Source organism: Streptococcus sp. Z556 (assembly GCF_053010225.1).
The window spans coordinates 1-19,605 of sequence record NZ_JBRKNU010000007.1 but is presented as its reverse complement, the minus strand read 5'-3'; the positions used below and the strand labels follow the sequence as shown (position 1 = coordinate 19,605).

Sequence of the window (19,605 nt, the reverse complement as noted above, 5' to 3'; positions counted from 1 at the left end):
CGCTATATTTTTACGAATAAAGAAGTATGAAAGTAAATCCAAACTATCTCGGTCGCTTGTTTACTGAGAAAGAATTAACGAAAGAAGAACGTCAGATGGCTGAGAAACTGCCGGCAATGAGAAAAGAGAAAGGGAAACTGTTTTGTCAACGTTGTAATAGTAGTATTCTAGAAGAATGGCATTTACCTATAGGTGCTTACTATTGTAGGGAGTGTTTATTGATGAAGAGGGTCAGGAGTGATCAAGCTTTATACTATTTTCCGCAGGAGGATTTTCCTAAGCAAGACGTCCTCAAATGGCGTGGTCAGTTAACACCTTTTCAAGAAAAAGTGTCAGAGGGACTTCTTCAAGCGGTAGACAAGCAAGAGCCAACCTTGGTTCACGCTGTAACAGGAGCGGGAAAGACAGAGATGATTTATCAAGTTGTGGCTAAAGTGATTGATGAAGGTGGTGCAGTGTGTTTAGCCAGCCCTCGAATTGATGTGTGTTTGGAGCTGTATAAACGACTGCAGAATGACTTTGCTTGTGAGATAGCACTACTTCATGGTGAGTCAGAACCTTATTTTCGAACACCACTAGTTGTTGCAACGACTCATCAGCTGTTAAAATTTTATCATGCTTTTGACTTGCTGATAGTGGATGAAGTAGATGCCTTTCCTTATGTTGACAACTCTGTTCTTTACTATGCTGTAAACCAATGTGTAAAGGAGGAGGGGCTAAAGATATTTCTTACAGCGACCTCTACAGATGAGTTAGATAAGAAGGTTCGCACTGGAGAATTAAAACGATTGAGCTTGCCAAGACGATTTCATGGAAATCCATTGATTATTCCAAAGCTAGTTTGGTTATCAGATTTTAATCGCTATATAGAAAAGAGTCAGTTGTCTCCAAAGTTAAAGTCCTACATTAAGAAGCAGAGAAGAACAAGTTATCCGTTGTTAATCTTTGCATCTGAGATTAAGAAAGGCGAGAAACTAAAAGAACTCTTGCAGGAACAGTTTCCAAATGAAAACATCGGCTTTGTGTCCTCTATCACAGAAAATCGATTAGAGCAGGTACAAGCTTTTCGAGATGGAGAGTTGACAATCCTTATTAGTACAACAATTTTGGAGCGTGGGGTCACCTTTCCTTGTGTGGATGTTTTTGTTGTAGAAGCTAATCATCGTCTCTTTACCAAGTCTAGCTTGATTCAGATTGGAGGGCGAGTTGGGCGCAGTATGGATAGACCGACTGGTGAACTGCTCTTCTTTCATGATGGATTAAATGTTTCCATTAAAAAAGCAATCAAGGAAATTAAGCAGATGAACAAGGAGGCAGGTTTATGAACTGTTTATTATGTGGACAGACAATAAAGAGTGACTTGATATTTTGTCACCTTTTGCTGTTTAAGAATGAGAACAACTATCTTTGTTCAGATTGTGAGTCTACTTTTGAGAAAATTGGTGAGGACTATTGCCCGAACTGTATGAAAACAGGCCTGTCAACTATGTGTCAAGATTGTAAATTTTGGTGTAAAGAAAAGATTCGAGTCGATCATAATGCAATCTTCACCTATAATCAAGCTATGAAAGACTTCTTTAGTCGATATAAGTTTGATGGGGATTTTCTACTTAGAAAGGTTTTTGCTCCTGTTCTAGCTAATGAATTGAAAAAGTATGGAGACTATCAATTTGTTGTCATTCCCCTAAGTCCTGAAAGATTGCTTGAGAGGGGATTTAACCAGGTTGAAGGTTTGGTTGAGGCAGCAGGGTTTTCTTTTCAAGATTTACTAGGGAAAAGAGAAGAGACGGCTAGTTCTTCTAAAAATCGCTCGGAACGATTAGCTACCGAAATTCCATTTTTTATAAAAACTGAAGCCCCTCTTCCTAAGAAAATTTTGGTTGTTGATGACATCTATACAACAGGTGCGACTGTCAATCGTGTGAAGCGTCTTTTTGAAGAAGCAGGAGCTTTGGATGTTAAAACTTTTTCCCTTGTAAGATGAGGAAAAAATTTGCAAAATGAAAATGAAAGCGCTATAATATAGTTAGAAAAACAAAAATGTTTAGAAAGAAGGTACTTATATGATTAAATATAGTATCCGTGGTGAAAACCTAGAAGTAACAGAAGCGATTCGTGATTATGTAGTTTCTAAACTCGAAAAGATCGAAAAGTATTTTCAACCTGAGCAAGAGTTGGATGCACGTGTGAATTTGAAAGTTTACCGTGAAAAAACAGCAAAAGTTGAAGTAACGATTCCACTTGGATCTATTACTCTCCGTGCAGAAGATATTTCTCAAGATATGTATGGATCTATCGATCTTGTAACTGATAAAATTGAACGTCAGATTCGTAAAAATAAAACAAAAATCGAACGTAAAAATAAAAATAAAGTTGCGACAAGCCAACTCTTTACAGATGCCCTAGTTGAAGAGGCAAATGTTGTGCAACCAAAAGTAGTTCGTTCAAAACAAATTGATTTAAAACCAATGGATTTAGAAGAAGCGCTTCTTCAAATGGATTTGTTGGGACATGATTTCTTTATCTATGTAGACGTAGAAGATCAAACAACAAATGTTTTGTATCGTCGTGAAGATGGTGAAGTTGGTTTGCTCGAAGTAAAAGAATCATAAAATTGAAATAACTAATAAGAGTGGTTTACTGATTTGTAAACCACTTTTTCTTGTGCCTAAGGTAAGTAGAAAAACGAGGAAATCCTTGATAAAACAGTCAGAACCGACTCCTATAATCTGAACTTATAGGGGTGTTTATATTTATTAAGTAGACAAAATAATACCCTAAGGGATAGAATGGGGTTGTCAACAAATAGCGAATACAAAAATGTAAGCGCTCTTATAACAAATAAAGGAGTCATGACTATGGCAACAAAAGAAGAAATTTTACGCGAACTATATCCTGAGGACCTTTTTCACTATGCGGATGGTCTAACTTTGGGAGAAGCAGAGGTTTTACAAGAAACTCGCCGTTTGATTGAGAAACATCTCCGTCCGGTTATTAATGAATACTGGGAAAAACCTGATTTTCCTTTTGAAGAATTCTATGCTGTGGCTAAGGGCGCTCAAATTATGAACAATCCAAAATTGTTTGAGGGACGTGAAGGTAGCTGGAAACCATCTGAACTTTATATTGCTTTCTTGTATCTTGAACTTGCCCGCTTCGATGCTTCTATGGCAACATTCTACACTGTTCATGGCGGACTTTGCTACAACACAATTCTCTTGGGTGGTGATGAGCGTCAACAAAAAGAATTTCTTCCAAAACTAGCTGCATTTGATTGGCAAGGTTGCTTCGCTTTAACTGAACCTCTTTCAGGTTCTGATATTGCTGGAGGACTTGCAACTACTGCAGAACGTGTTGGAGACAAGTGGATTCTAAATGGTGAAAAACGCTGGATTGGTGGTTCAGATACTGCGGATGTCGTTCCTGTATTTGCTCGTGATGTTGCGGATGGCAAGGTGAAATGCTTTATCGTTCGTAAGGGAGCTCCTGGATATCATGCAGAACCAATCCCACATAAGATTGCTCTTCGTTGTGTCCGCAATGGCCATATTACTATGAAGAATGTAGAGGTTCCAGACTCAGACCGTTTGGTAAATATCAATGGTTTTGGTGATGTAGCCCGCATCTTGACCTTCACTCGTGCGGACGTTGCTCACATTGCTATGGGAGTGACTTGTGGATCTTATGTAGCAGCTCTTAAATATGCTAAAGATCGTGAACAGTTCAAACGTCCAATTGCCAAATTCCAAATTGTTCAAGAAAAATTGGCTCGTATGCAAGCAAATGCTGTAGCAGTTATTGCTTATTCAACTCGTATTGCTGAGATGCAAGAGAAAGGTAATGAATTGATGCTTAACTCTGCCCTTGCTAAGATGCACAATTCCTTGGTGATGCGCGAAACAGTTGCCCTTGCTCGTGAAACTTGCGGAGGTAATGGTATTACACTTGAGACAGATGTTGCTCGTTTCTTTGCAGATGCTGAATCAATCTATACCTATGAAGGTTCACACGAAGTGAATGCCTTGATTGTTGGTCGTGAGATTACTGGACTAGGTGCCTTTGTTTAATGTGAGAAGGGCGATTGAAGGATTTCTGTTCAATCGTCCTTGCTTCATGCACTGGATTTTTGTAAAATAAGAAGGAGAAAATAATGATATCTAAGGTGATGATTATTGGTTCTGGTCAAATGGGAAGCGGAATTGCTCAAGTATTTGCTCAGGCTGGTTTTACAGTTTACTTAAACGATATTAAAGAAGAATTTGTTCAAAGAGGCTTGAATAATATCACAAAACAATTGGAACGTTCAGTTGAAAAAGGACGGATGTCTGCGGATGAGAAGGATCAGGTATTGGCCAATTTGCTTCCATCTGTTTCATATGAAGATGCGAAACAAGTCCAATTGGTGATTGAAGCTGCAACTGAGAATCGTGAGATTAAGTTGAATATTTTCAAACAATTGGATGAATTGACAGATCCTAAAACTATCTTAGCATCAAACACATCCTCTTTGTCAATCACGGATATAGCTGCTGCTACTAAACATCAGGAGCGCGTAATTGGAATGCACTTCTTTAATCCTGCCCCAATCATGAAACTTGTAGAGGTTATTAAGGCCTTGCAGACTTCAGAAGAAGTGGTTCAGGCGGTTCGTGAATTGACAGTGAAAATTGGTAAAACACCAGTTGATGTTAAAGATTCTTATGGTTTTGTTGTGAACAGAATTTTGATTCCTATGATCAATGAAGCCATTTACATTCTAGGTGAAGGAGTGGCTAGTGCCGAGGAAATCGATGAAGCGATGAAACTTGGTGCAAATCATCCTATTGGACCTTTGGCTCTTGCAGACTTGATCGGATTGGATGTTTGTTTGGCTATTATGGGCGTCCTAAACCAAGGGTTTGGTGATCAAAAATACCGTCCTGCCCCTCTTCTTAAGAAAATGGTCGAAGCAGGAAAATTGGGACGGAAGACAAAAGAAGGCTTCTTTACTTACTAGACACTGATGGAGGTAGTCATGAAAGACGTAGTTATTGTTTCGGCAGTGCGAACTCCTTTAGGTTCCTTTGGTGGGAGCTTGAAGAATGTTTCTGCTGTTGATTTGGGATCTTTGGTAATTAAGAGTGCTTTGGAAAAAGCGAATATTAAACCAGAGCAGGTAGATGAAGTGATTATGGGGAATGTCCTAGGCGCAGGTTTAGGCCAAAACGTGGCTCGCCAAATGAGTATTCATGCTGGGCTTCCTGAATTTACACCAGCCTTTACCATTAATAAGGTTTGTGGTTCCGGTTTGAAGGCAGTGCAGTTAGCTGCTCAAGCGATTCAGTGCGGAGATGCAGATATTGTCGTGGCTGGTGGTGCAGAAAACATGAGCCAGGCTCCATATGTTTTGCCAAACTTCCGTTGGGGTGGCCGTATGGGAGATTCGAAAGTGGTAGATACCATGATTAAGGACGGTTTGTCTGATGCCTTTAACGAATACCATATGGGGATTACAGCTGAGAATGTGGCCGCAGAATATGGTATTAGCCGGGATGATCAAGATGCGCTTGCTTTGGAATCACAAAAACGAGCAGTGGCGGCTATAGAATCTGGACGCTTTAAGGAAGAGATTGTTCCGGTGGTCATTCCTCAACGTAAAGGCGATCCTATCGTCTTTGATACAGATGAATTTCCTAGAAAAGATGCTAGCTTGGAGAGTCTGTCTAAGCTGCGTCCTGTTTTCAAAAAAGACGGTTCTGTTACAGCGGGGAATGCCTCAGGTATCAATGACGGGGCGGCGGCTGTCTTGGTCATGAGTGCTGAAAAAGCTGAAGAATTAGGACTTCCAGTCATTGCGCGCATTCGTTCGTATGCAAGTGCAGGTTTGGATCCTAAGATTATGGGATGTGGACCGATTTATGCGACCCGTAAAGCTCTTGAAAAAGGTAATTTGACAGTTGATGATCTTGACTTGATCGAGTCAAATGAGGCCTTTGCTGCTCAGGCTTGTGCGGTCGGGAAAACACTTGGCTTTAATACAGATATTGTCAATGTCAATGGCGGCGCGATTGCTCTTGGTCACCCAATTGGGGCTTCAGGTTGCCGTATCCTAGTAACTCTGGTGCATGAGATGATGAAACGTGATGCTAAAACTGGTTTAGCAACTCTCTGTATCGGAGGAGGGATGGGAACAGCCCTCATCGTTGAACGTTAGTTATTAGAAAACTGAACGTCATTTCCTCTTTTTCAATATTACGATTACAAAATGAGATTTTGATCCGATCTCATAGTTACATACCTTATCAAGTGTCTTTCTCTAAAAGGGCTTGATAAGGTATTTTTATTTTTTCTAAGACTTTAAGGATGGATTGGATGATCACATCCTATAAGCTGGACTTATAGGTCTATAAATAAAGATTAAGTAGACGGATGGAAAAAAAAGGTTTATGATGAAAATGTAAGCTCTTACATTTTGTGTTGGTATTTGTTGACGCTGTACTCTGTACTCAAAATAAATCAAGTAGGAGCAGAACAATGAGTAAAACTGTTTTATTAGAGGTTAAGAATGGTCTTGGCTATCTAACAATTAACCGTCCATCGGCTTTGAACGCCTTAAGTTCAGAAGTCTTAAAGGATTTGAATCTCGCTTTAGACCAAATTGAAGCAAGCGAGGACATTCGTGTTGTCATTGTGACCGGTCAAGGAGAGAAAGCATTTGTCGCGGGAGCAGACATTAAAGAGATGGACCAAATGTCTCCAATTCAGGCTCATGAATACATGACCTATGCGAACGACACCTTTACCCGCTTATCTGAATTGACCCAGCCAACTATTTCAGTATTGAATGGTTATGCTTTGGGAGGCGGTTTAGAATTAGCTCTTTCAACTGATATCCGAATCGGCTATGACAAGACAATGGTTGGCTTCCCTGAAGTCGGCTTGGGAATCATTCCTGGTTTTGCAGGTACTCAAAGAATGTCTCGTTTGATTGGTACTAGTAAAACAAAGGAATTAATCTTCACTGCTAGAATGGTTAAAGGACAAGAAGCATACGATCTTGGAATTCTTAACAAGTTGGTAGCAGCAGAAGAACTATTGCCTGCGGCAGAAGAGCTAGCAGCAGCGATTATGAAAAATGCACCGCTAGCAGTTGAAAAAGCTAAACATATTATCCAAGTTGGCTCAGAACTCCCTCTGAAAAATGCTATTCGTTTGGAAACAGAAGCGGAAGCTCTACTCTTCTCAACAGAAGATAAGGTAGAAGGAATGCGCGCTTTTGTTGAAAAACGCAAAGCTGTCTTTCAACGTAAATAAGAGAGGAGATAGGTTATGAAAGTTGTAACATTGTCTGAAGCTATTTCCTTGATTCATTCAGGAGATAAAGTTGGTATTTCTGGATTTCTCGGAGTGGGAGAACCACTTGAGTTAATTGAGGAACTGGTTCGTCAAAACCAGCAAGATTTGACCTTGGTGTCTGTTGTAACCTCTCAACCTGGTAAGGAAGTTGGAGTTGGTCGTCTTTGTGAAAACCATCAGGTTACAAAATACATTGCAGCCCATGTAGGGACATCTGCTGCTGCTCAGCATGATTATTTCTCAGGAGCCATGAAAGTGGAGTTCACTCCGATGGGAACTGTTGTAGAACGCTTGCATGCTGCGGGTGCGGGTCTTGGAGCAGTCTTAACGCCAACAGGTGTAGGAACAATTCTTGAAGATGAGCACGAAAAAGTGACTCGAAATGGAAAAGAATATTTGATTTATGATCCATTGAAAATCGATGTTGCCTTGATTAAAGCTACTAAGGCGGATAAGTATGGCAACCTTTATCTAGATGGGACTACTAAAAATATCTCTCTTCAACTCGCTCTAGCGGCTGACAAAGTCATTGTTGAGACAAACGAGTTGGTTGAAGCTGGAGAAATTGATCCAAATGATATTTACATCCCTGGTATCCTAGTTGACTATGTCGTTCAAGGATTGACACCACAAGAACATCATCAGATGATGGGAGACTTGTGGACAGAGACAAACAAACTGGCGGGGGTGAAATAAGATGAAAGCAAAAGAAATTATCGCAAGACGTGTAGCGCTTGAATTTAAAGATGGAGATGTGGTCAATCTTGGATTTGGGATTCCAAACGCCTCTGCTGATTACATCCCTGAAGGTGTAAATGTTATTTTGCAGGCAGAAAATGGCGCCCTTCGATTTGGAGAAACACCAACCAAGGACAACTATAATGCCAATTTAGCGAACTCAGGTGGAGCTCCTATCACATTGTTGCCCGGAGCAGCCTTGTTTGATCTACAAACTTCCTTTGCCATTATTCGTGGTGGACACGTGGATGCAACCGTTCTGGGAGCACTAGAAGTCAGCCAAGATGGTAGTATTGCCAACTGGATTATCCCAGGGAAATTTGCTCCTGGTATGGGTGGCGCAATGGACTTGTTGGTAGGTGCTAAACGTGTAATTGCAGCGATCCAACATACTACAGGTGGTGAATCTAAACTCTTGAAAGAGTGCACATTACCTCTATCAGCTAAAGGAGTATTGGATCTTGTCATCACAGAATTAGCTGTTTTTGGATTCAAAGATGGTAAATTCCTGTTGAAAGAGCTGGCTCCTGGTGTGACATTAGAAGAAGTTCTTGAAAAAACAGCTGGGGAAGTCATTGTCTCAGAAGACCTAAAAACAATGCCGATTTAAGCAAAAAAAGAGCTATTTTCTACTTAGTGTGTTATGATATAAACTAGATAGTATTGTAAGCGCTTTATATACAACGTTAAAATGAAGTATTCGAAATGTTATTTCGATAAAAAGTCAGTAGACAACTATCAAACACTAGAATAGTTGTCTAATTGACCTACTAAAATAGTGAAGGAAAGCTAGGTGATGGGTAAGTGGATATTATCCAAATGAACTATTTCATCAATATCATAGAATGCGGATGCAACCTTTCCATTGCTGCAAAGAAGATTCACATTAGTCAATCAGCCTTGAGTCAATTCGTGACAAATTTTGAAGCAGCTGAAGGGGTTCAATTATTCAATCGCAAGAATGGAAGATTAGAAAGTTTAACAGAGGCGGGACGCAAAATTTATCGTTATGCGACCGAGATTGTGAATCGACATGAAGAAATGCTTTCCATGATCCATATAGAAGCTCAAAAGCAAAAAGGCACCATTAATCTTGGTATTCCGTCCTTGATTTTACGAGTTTATTTTGCTAGTGCTTTGCCTCATTTTCTGAAAAATAATCCTCATATCCATATCCAGGTTACGGAAGGTGGAGGGAAGGAAATTCGTCAAAAAATGGTTGATGGAGATTTGAATCTCTCTATTCTGATAGAGCCTACGAGCCTGGATGCTAAAAAATATGAACAACATATCATTCAATTGGATGAATACGTTGCTTATATGGATAAGGATCATCCGCTGGCTCAGAAAAGCTTGTTGGAATGGTCTGATATTGCTGGTTATGAATTGGCAACCTTTAACAAAACATTTACGACTTATGATTTAGTGACAGAAAAACTTCGTTCACAACGAATTGAGGCTAAATTTGCTTATCTTTCCTCTACTTGGGACTTCCTAGTTGAATCAACTCATCAGACAGATTTGATTGCCCTTTTGCCAAGGCCGGTTGAATATTTTGTGGATAAGAGTCGTTTTAAGGCGGTTAGATTCAAGGATCCGATTCCATTTAATATTTGGTTTTGTAGACCCTATAAAAACTCCTACAATGAAGTAGAGTCTTATGTGTATGAAGAATTGTTGAAAGATTATTACCAACCGTTTTCTGACAACTAAGATGAGGTGAATGCGATGACCTATAATGACGTGCTGGCGCGAGAATTGAAGGCAGACGTGAAAGTGTTGATTCGGGACTATTTTAAGTCTCGTGAGGATGAACAACAGTTCCCTAGAGAATTGCTTTATCAGTTTATTGAGCAATTTGATATCTTTTCCTTACTTTTAGATAGTCAAGATTCTGTTTTGAGAACCGAGTTTTTGACCTTTATTCGCTTGATTTCAAAAGATTTTCCTGCTTTTTCTGCTGTTCTACTAACTCAGGCATGTTATGGTATCTATCCTATTTTACGATATGGGAGTCAGGAACAAAAATCGCGTTATGTAGAACCATTAGTAAAGGGAGAAATCTTAGCTGGCTTGGGATTTTCTGAAGGGAAATTGATGGAAAGCTTGGAGGTTATTGCAACAACCGCAAGGAAAACAGAGGCAGGTTGGTCTTTAACTGGGAAGAAGTCAATTGTATCAAATTGCCGCTATACAGATATTTTGTTAATCTTAGCCAAGGTTGAGGAAACTAACGGAGAAGATGGATATGGATTTTTCATTGTTGATACGACTCGACCGGGGGTTGCTTTTGGAGATGATATAGCAAAACCTGGTTTACAGGGTTTACCTGTGAATTCGGTAACTTTTGATCGGGTCATATTGCCAGAAGATAGTCTGCTTGGATTGACCTTAAATGGGGAAATTCAGTTAAATGATATTATCAAAAAATTACAGCTAGGATTAAGCGCAATCTCTATTGGTATCTCTGAGGGAGCTTTTGAAAAAGGTCTGGCTTTTGTAAAGGTCAAAAGAGGATTTGGGAAACGATTAATCGATGCGACAGTCTATCAGAATCAATTTGTAGACTTGTATACTAAGCTGTGTGCGGCTGAATCTTACTTTGCTTCCTACAAGGACAGGATGAATGCGGATTCTCTCTTTGTATCTCAGATAAAACTTTATACGACAAAAGTAGCAATTGAGATTTCTGAGGAAATTATTAGATTAATTGGACCTCTTCAAACCTTGGATGACATCCCCATAGACCGTTATCTAAAGGATGCCAAAACGATTGAAATCTATGGAAAATCTGGGGATTCGATTCGTAAAAGAATAGCAGCCCAATGGATAAAGGAGTAAAGCATGGCAGAACTCACCTTACAGGAATATCAATTTCATGATATGAAACTGACATGGCTACGTGGAGCCGATAAATTGACGGATGCAGGGACTCTTTTTGGTCCGGTTCCGAAAGTTGTGTGGTCTCGTTACTACCCAACAAATGATGCTAATATGATGGCGGAATTGACGGATCCTATTTTGATCCAGTACAAGGGTAAAAATTACTTGATAGATGCAAGTTTTGATACAGCAAAATTATCCGATAAACAAAGGCGCAACTTAGGAATCTTGTCTGAAAGTCGGGTAGAAGAAAGTTTAGCTCTTTTGGGACTATCGTCTGAAGACATTGACATCGTGCTGATGACACATATGCACCATGATCATTCTGGTGGCTTGACGTATGTGAATGATCAAGGGAAGCTGGTTTCCAAGTATCCAAACGCCAAGATTATTGTGAATGATGTCGAATGGTATGAGATGAGAAACCCTAATAATCGAACGCGGGGAACTTATTTAAGAGAAAATTGGGAACCGATTCAAGATCAGGTGACGACTTTCTCAGAGTATATCAATGTCATTCCAGAAATCCAAATGATTCATACAAGTGGTCACAGCAATGGCCACAGTATTATCTTGCTCAAACAGGGGAAAGATACGATGATCCATATGGGGGACTTGATGTTATCACATGTTCATCGAAATCCTCTCTGGGTTCCAGCAGTTGATGATTATCCTATGAAATCAATTTTAGCCAAAGAGAAGTGGTTGCGTCAGGCTTTTGAGAATCATTATAAGTTTTTCTTTTACCATGATCAATTTTTCGCGGTGGTAGAGTTTGACAAGGATGGGAAGGAATTTGTAGATTATGTTCTACGTTCTCGCCTCCCACTTATTCCTTTTACAGATCAGCAGGATCGTAAGCCAGACTTTTTAGGATAGCAGAATATGAGGAGACAAATGTAACATTTTCTTGTTGACGGGGATATTGGTGCATCGTGCATCCATTTGCCAACAAGAATCAACAGAAAATAAAAGGAGGACTCATATGTCAATTACAAAACTTTTACAGATTCAATATCCAATTTTCCAAGGGGCCATGGCTCAAATCTCGCACTATCAACTAGCAGCAGCTGTTTCTGAGGCTGGAGGTCTGGGAATTATCGCTTCGGGTGGTATGACCGGAGAACAGTTGCGTGAAGAAATTCGTGAACTGAGAAAGTTGACAGATAAGCCTTTTGGTGTCAACATCATGTTGATGATGAAAAATATCAAGGATATTGTGACTGTTATCATCGAAGAAAAGGTTCCAGTGGTAACTACAGGTGCAGGAACTCCTAAGCATATCATGCCTTACTTGAAAGAAGCAGGAATCAAGGTTATTCCAGTTATTGCCAGTGTCAAGCATGCTCAAAAGATGCAAGAATTGGGAGTTGATGCTGTAATCGCTGAAGGTTCAGAAGCTGGTGGACATATTGGAGAGACCAATACAATGGCTCTTATCCCACAAATCGTTGATGCGGTAACGATTCCAGTCATTGCTGCAGGAGGTGTGGCAGATGGTCGTGGACTTGCTGCTGCGATTGCCCTAGGTGCACAAGGAGTTCAAATGGGAACAGTTTTTCTTGCTTCAGAAGAATGTCCAATTTCTCCTGCCTATAAAGAAGCTATTTTGGCGGCAAGTGATACAGCGACTGCAGTTACAGGTCGCATCGCGGGAGCGCCAGTTCGTTGTATTCGCAATGAGATGACGGATCACTACATTGAATTAGAGCAGAAAGGTACAAACCGAGAGGAACTGGAAGAAATTACGATCGGTTCTCTATCTAAGGCTGTCTATGAAGGTGATACAGTTCATGGTTCAATGATGAGTGGACAAATTGCGGGCTTGGTGAAAGACATCAAACCATGTAAGGCTATTTTAGAATCAATTGTGAAACAGGCGCAAGAGCGCCTACAAGACATTCGACTAGAATTAGGTGAATAATGTAATCTAGGCGGAAGATTCTGCACTGATGTGGAAAAAGGAGAGCGAGGCATTTGCTCTCCTTTTTTATGTATGGTTTCTTTAAGAGCATCTTGCTATAATAAAAGCAGTGCTTTCTCTTTAAAGGTCGCTTTTTAAGGGCATTTGTGATATAATAATGCGCAAGAGGTTTAGAATGAAAAAAAATAATTTAACTCCGAATTCTGCGATTCTACTAGGGCTTGCAACTTTCGGAACCTTAACAATGCTGATTATTTTTTCACAAAATAATGTTGTAACAATCAGTGCCTTGTTTTTATTTGTACTTCTTTATCTGCTTTTATTTGTCTGGCAAAAAAAACAGTATGAAAAGAGCGAAATTGAACAAATTCAATACGTAAATCATCAAGCGGAAGATAGCTTAAACACGCTGCTCGAACAAATGCCGGTTGGTGTTCTGAAATTAGACCTATCTACTGGCGAAGTAGAGTGGTTTAATCCTTATGCTGAGTTGATTTTGACTACTGAAGAAGGCGAAATTGATGTCGAATTGATTCAAACCATCATCAAAGCTTCGGTGGGGAACCCTGGTTCTTACGCCACCTTGGGGGAAACACGCTATGCCGTTCATATGGACAAGGCTTCAGGTGTCCTGTATTTCTTTGACGTTTCAGGGGAATACGAAGCAACTGTCGAGTTGGTAACGAGTCGACCAGTGATTGGGGTCATCTCGGTCGATAACTACGATGATTTAGAAGATGCGACTTCTGACTCGGATATCAGTCATATCAATAGTTTTGTGGCCAACTTTGTATCGGAGTTTACGGAGAAGTATGCCATGTTTTCTCGGCGCGTGGGGATGGATCGATTTTATCTATTTACTGATTATACCGTGCTTGAGGAATTGATGAATGATAAGTTCTCTGTCATTGATGTTTTCCGCGAAGAGTCGAAACAGAGACAATTGCCCTTGACTTTAAGTATGGGATTTTCTTATGGTGATGGAAATCATGATGAGATAGGAAAAGTTGCTCTTCTAAACTTGAACCTAGCCGAGGTTCGTGGTGGTGATCAGGTGGTTGTCAAGGAAAATGATGAAACCAAGAACCCAGTCTATTTTGGTGGTGGTTCCGCAGCCTCTGTTAAGAGAACAAGAACACGTACCAGAGCCATGATGACAGCTATTTCAGATAAAATTCGAAGTGTAGACCAAGTCTTTGTAGTCGGTCATAAGAATCTAGATATGGACGCTTTAGGCTCTGCAGTTGGTATGCAGTTGTTTGCAAGCAATATTATAGAAGACAGCTATGCAGTTTACGATGCGGACCATATGTCGCCAGATATCGAGCGGGCTATCAACTTCTTGGAAAAAGAGGGTGTTACCAAGCTCTTGCCTCTGTCTGATGCGATGAGGCTAGTTACAAAGCGTTCTTTGTTGATTCTAGTAGATCATTCGAAGACAGCTTTGACCTTGTCCAAAGGTTTTTATGATCTATTCACGCAAACCATTGTCATTGACCATCATCGACGTGATCAGGATTTTCCAGAAAATGCTGTAATTACCTATATCGAAAGTGGAGCAAGTAGTGCGAGTGAGTTGGTCACAGAATTGATTCAGTTCCAAAATTCTAAGAAAAATCGTTTAAGTCGTATGCAGGCCAGTGTTTTGATGGCTGGTATGATGCTGGATACCAAAAACTTTACGTCTCGAGTAACGAGTCGAACTTTTGATGTGGCTAGCTACCTTCGAACACGTGGAAGCGACAGCATCGCAATCCAGGAGATTGCTGCGACAGATTTTGAAGAGTACCGTGAGGTAAATGAACTCATTTTACAAGGTCATAAGCTAGGTTCAGATATCTTGATTGCCCAAGCTAAGGACTCAATGTCTTATGACACAGTTGTTATCAGTAAGGCTGCCGATGCTATGTTGGGCATGTCTGGTATTGAAGCCAGCTTCGTTTTGGCGAAAAATACACAAGGATTTATCTCTATCTCAGCTCGAAGTCGCAGTAAAATCAATGTTCAACGCATTATGGAAGAGCTGGGTGGTGGAGGCCACTTTAATCTAGCAGCTGCGCAAATCGAGAATATGAGTCTGTCAGAAGCAGGGGAAAAATTGACTCAACTAATCTTGGAAGAACTAAAGGAAAAGGAGAAAGAAGAATGAAAGTAATCTTTTTAGCAGATGTCAAAGGAAAAGGAAAAAAAGGCGAAATCAAGGAAGTGCCAACTGGCTACGCTCAAAACTTTTTGATTAAAAAGAATTTGGCCAAGGAAGCGACTGCTCAAGCAGTGGGTGAGTTGCGTGGAAAACAAAAATCTGAAGAAAAAGCTCATGCAGAGATGATTGCTGAAGCAAAAGCCATCAAGGCTAAGCTTGAAGCAGAAGAAACTGTTGTAGAGTTTGTTGAAAAGGTTGGACCAGATGGTCGTACATTTGGGTCCATCACCAACAAGAAGATTGCAGAAGAATTGCAAAAGCAATTTGGTATCAAGATTGACAAACGCAATATTCAAGTGCAAGCACCAATTCGAGCAGTAGGTTTGATTGATGTACCAGTGAAAATCTATCAAGATGTTACCAGTGTCATCAATCTTCGTGTAAAAGAAGGTTAAGTTTACAACTTATTGACAAGATTGTAAAAGGAAGGAAAGTCGGATGGCAGAAGTAGAGGAACTGCGAGTTCAACCTCAGGATATTTTAGCAGAACAATCTGTTCTGGGGGCTATTTTTATAGATGAGAGTAAGCTCGTTTTTGTCCGAGAATATATTGATTCTCGTGACTTCTTTAAGTATGCTCATCGGTTGATTTTCCAAGCGATGGTAGATTTGTCGGATCGTGGAGAAGCGATTGATGCGACAACAGTTCGGACGATTTTGGATAGCCAAGGCGATCTTCAAAATATTGGTGGCTTGTCCTATCTTGTTGAAATTGTCAACTCTGTACCAACTTCAGCTAATGCGGAGTATTATGCTAAAATTGTTGCAGAAAAGTCTATGCTACGTCGCTTGATTTCCAAGTTGACAGACTCTGTAAACCAAGCCTATGAGGCCTCTAAGCCTGCAGATGAAATCATCGCTCAAGCTGAAAAGGGACTCATTGATGTCAGTGAAAATGCCAATCGTAGTGGGTTCAAGAATATCCGAGATATTCTAAATATCAACTTTGGGAACCTAGAAGTTCGGTCACAACAAACAACGGATATCACTGGTATTGCAACGGGTTACCGTGATTTGGACCATATGACGACAGGTCTCCACGAGGAGGAGTTGATTATCCTAGCGGCGCGTCCAGCGGTTGGTAAGACAGCCTTTGCCTTAAATATTGCTCAGAACATTGGAACTAAGTTGGACAAGACGGTTGCCATCTTTTCACTGGAAATGGGTGCAGAAAGCCTAGTAGACCGTATGTTGGCGGCCGAAGGATTAGTGGAGTCCCATTCTATCCGTACTGGTCAATTGACTGATGAGGAGTGGCAAAAGTATACCATTGCTCAAGGGAATCTAGCCAACGCGAGTATCTATATTGATGATACGCCAGGGATTCGGATCACGGAAATTCGTTCGCGCTCACGTAAACTGGCTCAAGAAACAGGTAATCTAGGCTTGATTTTGATCGACTACCTACAGCTTATCACAGGGACTGGTCGTGAGAACCGCCAACAAGAAGTCTCTGAAATTTCTCGTCAGTTGAAAATCCTAGCTAAGGAGCTAAAGGTTCCAGTCATTGCTCTCAGTCAGTTATCTCGTGGTGTGGAACAGCGTCAGGATAAGAGACCAGTCTTGTCTGATATTCGTGAATCGGGTTCTATTGAGCAGGATGCGGATATCGTAGCCTTTCTATACCGTGAAGACTACTATGATCGTGCGGGTGAAGAAGAGGAAGGAATTCCAAATAACAAGGTAGAGGTTATCATCGAGAAAAACCGTAGTGGAGCTCGTGGAACGGTGGAATTGATTTTCCAAAAAGAATACAATAAATTTTCAAGTATCTCAAAGAGGGAGGCATAAGATGTCAGATGCATTTACAGATGTGGCCAAGATGAAAAAAATTAAAGAAGAGATCAAGGCGCATGAGGGACAAGTCGTGGAAATGACTTTGGAGAATGGACGTAAGCGCCAAAAAAATCGATTGGGTAAGTTAATTGAGGTTTATCCATCTTTATTTATCGTTGAATTTGGGGATGTTGAGGGAGACAAACAAGCCAATGTCTATGTGGAATCCTTCACTTATTCAGATATCTTAACAGAGAAGAATTTGATTCATTACCTAGATCAAGAATAAAACGAAGTGAGCTGAGCTCACTTTTTTCTTTTTCTCCCGAATAGTATAAAGGAGGGTAGCCTCGTAGAAAACTTTGTAAAGGAGAATGAATGACGTTTTTAATATCGGGAGTCAAGAAGAGTAGATCTACTCAATTTGGTGTAGTGCTGACTACATTGCTAGTTACAAGCACTTTTTTGTTTGGTGGGGAATCGGTTCAGGCTGATAGTGTAGCGCGTGGTGATGACTATCCGCTTCACTACAAAAATGGTAGTGTTGAAATCGATCAATGGCGGATGTATTCTCGCCAGTGTACATCTTTTGCGGCCTTTCGTTTGAGTAGTGTAAATGGCTTTGAGATTCCTCCTGCCTACGGAAATGCGAATGAATGGGGACATCGGGCAAGGCGAGAAGGCTACCGTGTGGATACTAAGCCAGAAGTTGGATCTATTGCCTGGTCTACGGAAGGCTACTATGGGCATGTGGCCTGGGTATCTAATGTATCAGGGGATACAATTGAGATTGAAGAGTATAACTATGGAGTTCGAGAAAGGTATAACCGTCGAATAGTTAAAGCTAGCACTATGACAGGGTTTATTCATTTCAGGGATTTGTCCTCAAGTCGTGGAGTTAACGATGGAGCTCGCGGGTTAGAATTTTCGTCAAGTGGGACCAGGGTCTTCACAAGAAAAATACCAATTAGGAATCAACCATCAAGCGAAGGACAAGTTATTGATTATTACTACTCTGGGGAAAGTGTGCATTACGATCAGATCCTTGAAAAAGATGGGCATAAATGGCTCAGCTATCTATCTTACAGTGGTGCTAGACGATACGTTCAGTATGAAGAGTTAAGTGCTTCAGAAAATGGTTGGAAGAAAGAAGGTAGTATTTGGTATTACCAAGAGGACGGTAAGCAAGCGATAGGATGGAAGAAAATCAAGGGTGATTGGTATCATTTTAAGGAAAATGGTGTCATGTCAAATGGCTGGGTTAAAGACGGCTCTCATTGGTATTATCTGAAGCCAACGGGTCAGATGCAGACGGGATGGCTTAAAGACAAGGGAACTTGGTATTATTTAGAAGAATCTGGTCGGATGAAAGCCAGTCAATGGTTCCAAGTCTCTGGTAAACATTACTATGTTGATTCTTCGGGAGCCTTAGCTGTTAATAGAGTAGTTGATGGCTACAAACTCGATAGTAATGGGGCGAGAATCTGATTTGCTCAATTTAATCATGGAAGTTTGAGTTGTTTAGGAAAGGAGTTGACGAAGAATGTACAATATAATATAATAATTACAAAAAGTAAAAAGAGGGGCGTTGTCTAATGGGCAAGAAGAAAGTTATTTTAACGAGTTTAGCAAGTGCAGCTGTTCTGGGAGCAGGTGTATTCGTTTCACAACCTTCAGTAGTTAAGGCAGATGGAGGAAAAGTAGAGGAGCAGGCAGCGACTCCCACACAACCACAAACTGCGCCAGAAGGTGAGAGCGGTGATCAAACTGAAAAGGGATTAGAAAACGCTAGTCCAGCTAATCCTGAAGCAACAAGTCTAGCCAAGATGACCAAAGAAGAATTGATGCAGGCTTTGGATGAGTTAGAAGAGCAGGCTATCAGTGATATCGAGTATAAGGAAGCGATTGAGGACAAAGAAGCTGCAGTTAAGGCTGTGAAGGAATATATCGGTAAGCTGTATATTTCAGATACCCTTGAGTCTGGAGAGCTCAGTTTAGACAATATTATCGCTGAATTACCAGAAGGTGCAGAAGATAAACCAGTGGTAACAGGTCCTGAAGCGAAAACAAATAAACAGTTGTCTGCTGAGGAGATGGCGCTGCTAGATCAAGCAGAAAAAGATGCGAGAGAGCAAGTTTCTCAAGCTATTGGAGCTTTATTGCAAGCTATAGAAGATCTTGAAAATTCTGTAATTGAAGAGATTAAGAAAGACACCTCTATTATAGACAAGGAAGCAGCAATTAAGGCAGCTAAGGAAGAGATTGGTAAAGAAGATCTTCTGAAGGCTATTGCAGATGAGGATTTGGAGATTGGTGATGTTATTGTAGATTGGCCAGCAGATACGAGCGAGCATAAGACGGAAGCTGAGCCTGTCTCAGAATTCACAGATGAAGACCAAGCTAAGTTAGATGAAGCTGATAAAGAGGCCCAGGTTGAGGCCGCTAAAGTTCGTTCAGATTTACTCGCTACCTTAGAAAAAATTGAACAAGAGACAATTGATGACCTGAACAAGGATGCTTCTATCACTGATAAAGAAGCGGCCATTAAGGCAGCTAAAGAAGTAATTGGTAAGGACGCCGTCTTGAAAGCTATCGAAGAAGGTGACCTTGACGCGTCAGACTTGTTAGCTGACCTCTTGGCAGGGGAAAGCGATCAGGTAACACCAGCCGAAGCGAAGACTCAATCACAACTTTCTAACCAAGTTCAAGCCAAACTCGCTGCAGCAGATAAGGAAGCTGCTGAGGA

Annotated in this window: 18 protein-coding genes and 1 pseudogene; all 19 read left to right on the top strand. The window is 40.7% G+C overall.

Annotation, left to right across the window (positions count from 1 at the left end; all coding sequences use genetic code 11):
- Positions 1 to 26 precede the first annotated feature (26 nt).
- Complete coding sequence (locus ACVC7S_RS08120) at positions 27 to 1,325, top strand: DEAD/DEAH box helicase (protein WP_447266788.1); 1,299 nt, start codon at positions 27 to 29, stop codon at positions 1,323 to 1,325.
- Positions 1,322 to 1,984, top strand: a complete 663-nt coding sequence (locus tag ACVC7S_RS08115; protein WP_096408716.1) for a ComF family protein — start codon at positions 1,322 to 1,324, stop codon at positions 1,982 to 1,984. The genes ACVC7S_RS08120 and ACVC7S_RS08115 overlap by 4 nt, the downstream gene beginning before the upstream one ends.
- A gap of 79 nt (positions 1,985 to 2,063) precedes the next feature.
- Positions 2,064 to 2,612 (top strand): ribosome hibernation-promoting factor, HPF/YfiA family, encoded by a 549-nt coding sequence (hpf, locus tag ACVC7S_RS08110; protein ID WP_000599113.1) that lies wholly within the window; start codon positions 2,064 to 2,066, stop codon positions 2,610 to 2,612.
- Positions 2,613 to 2,858: 246 nt separating this feature from the next.
- Positions 2,859 to 4,067, top strand: coding sequence for an acyl-CoA dehydrogenase FadE (gene fadE, locus ACVC7S_RS08105; protein WP_000201480.1), 1,209 nt, complete (start codon positions 2,859 to 2,861; stop codon positions 4,065 to 4,067).
- Between the two features lie 80 nt (positions 4,068 to 4,147).
- Positions 4,148 to 4,996, top strand: coding sequence for a 3-hydroxybutyryl-CoA dehydrogenase (locus ACVC7S_RS08100; protein ID WP_025172369.1), 849 nt, complete (start codon positions 4,148 to 4,150; stop codon positions 4,994 to 4,996).
- An 18-nt stretch (positions 4,997 to 5,014) separates the two neighbouring features.
- On the top strand, positions 5,015 to 6,193 hold the full coding sequence (locus ACVC7S_RS08095) for an acetyl-CoA C-acetyltransferase (protein ID WP_447266787.1): 1,179 nt from the start codon (positions 5,015 to 5,017) through the stop codon (positions 6,191 to 6,193).
- A 320-nt stretch (positions 6,194 to 6,513) separates the two neighbouring features.
- Positions 6,514 to 7,293 carry an enoyl-CoA hydratase-related protein gene (locus tag ACVC7S_RS08090; RefSeq protein ID WP_000048041.1) on the top strand — a complete coding sequence of 260 codons (780 nt, stop codon included), beginning with the start codon at positions 6,514 to 6,516 and terminating at the stop codon, positions 7,291 to 7,293.
- Between the two features lie 15 nt (positions 7,294 to 7,308).
- Positions 7,309 to 8,031, top strand: a complete 723-nt coding sequence (locus tag ACVC7S_RS08085) for a CoA transferase subunit A (protein WP_447266786.1) — start codon at positions 7,309 to 7,311, stop codon at positions 8,029 to 8,031.
- A gap of 1 nt (position 8,032) precedes the next feature.
- Complete coding sequence (locus tag ACVC7S_RS08080; RefSeq protein ID WP_000644729.1) at positions 8,033 to 8,683, top strand: 3-oxoacid CoA-transferase subunit B; 651 nt, start codon at positions 8,033 to 8,035, stop codon at positions 8,681 to 8,683.
- Positions 8,684 to 8,877: 194 nt separating this feature from the next.
- Positions 8,878 to 9,786 (top strand): LysR family transcriptional regulator, encoded by a 909-nt coding sequence (locus ACVC7S_RS08075; protein WP_009755472.1) that lies wholly within the window; start codon positions 8,878 to 8,880, stop codon positions 9,784 to 9,786.
- A 15-nt stretch (positions 9,787 to 9,801) separates the two neighbouring features.
- On the top strand, positions 9,802 to 10,914 hold the full coding sequence (locus ACVC7S_RS08070) for an acyl-CoA dehydrogenase family protein (RefSeq protein WP_447266785.1): 1,113 nt from the start codon (positions 9,802 to 9,804) through the stop codon (positions 10,912 to 10,914).
- 3 nt (positions 10,915 to 10,917) lie between these two features.
- On the top strand, positions 10,918 to 11,835 hold the full coding sequence (locus tag ACVC7S_RS08065; RefSeq protein WP_447266784.1) for an MBL fold metallo-hydrolase: 918 nt from the start codon (positions 10,918 to 10,920) through the stop codon (positions 11,833 to 11,835).
- Between the two features lie 64 nt (positions 11,836 to 11,899).
- Entirely contained in the window at positions 11,900 to 12,880 is a 981-nt protein-coding gene (locus ACVC7S_RS08060) for a nitronate monooxygenase (RefSeq protein ID WP_255261433.1), read from the top strand.
- A 175-nt stretch (positions 12,881 to 13,055) separates the two neighbouring features.
- Positions 13,056 to 15,029 carry a DHH family phosphoesterase gene (locus ACVC7S_RS08055; RefSeq protein WP_447266783.1) on the top strand — a complete coding sequence of 658 codons (1,974 nt, stop codon included), beginning with the start codon at positions 13,056 to 13,058 and terminating at the stop codon, positions 15,027 to 15,029.
- Positions 15,026 to 15,478: a 50S ribosomal protein L9 gene (rplI, locus tag ACVC7S_RS08050; RefSeq protein ID WP_000864211.1), complete on the top strand. Its 453-nt coding sequence runs from the start codon at positions 15,026 to 15,028 to the stop codon at positions 15,476 to 15,478. The genes ACVC7S_RS08055 and rplI overlap by 4 nt, the downstream gene beginning before the upstream one ends.
- 43 nt (positions 15,479 to 15,521) lie before the next feature.
- Positions 15,522 to 16,874 (top strand): replicative DNA helicase, encoded by a 1,353-nt coding sequence (gene dnaB / locus ACVC7S_RS08045; protein WP_061853326.1) that lies wholly within the window; start codon positions 15,522 to 15,524, stop codon positions 16,872 to 16,874.
- Between the two features lies 1 nt (position 16,875).
- Positions 16,876 to 17,148, top strand: coding sequence for a Veg family protein (locus ACVC7S_RS08040; RefSeq protein ID WP_001278164.1), 273 nt, complete (start codon positions 16,876 to 16,878; stop codon positions 17,146 to 17,148).
- 89 nt (positions 17,149 to 17,237) lie between these two features.
- On the top strand, positions 17,238 to 18,347 hold the full coding sequence (locus ACVC7S_RS08035; protein ID WP_447266782.1) for a CHAP domain-containing protein: 1,110 nt from the start codon (positions 17,238 to 17,240) through the stop codon (positions 18,345 to 18,347).
- Between the two features lie 107 nt (positions 18,348 to 18,454).
- A pseudogene (locus ACVC7S_RS08030) lies at positions 18,455 to 19,605 on the top strand (SIALI-17 repeat-containing surface protein); the annotation flags it as partial.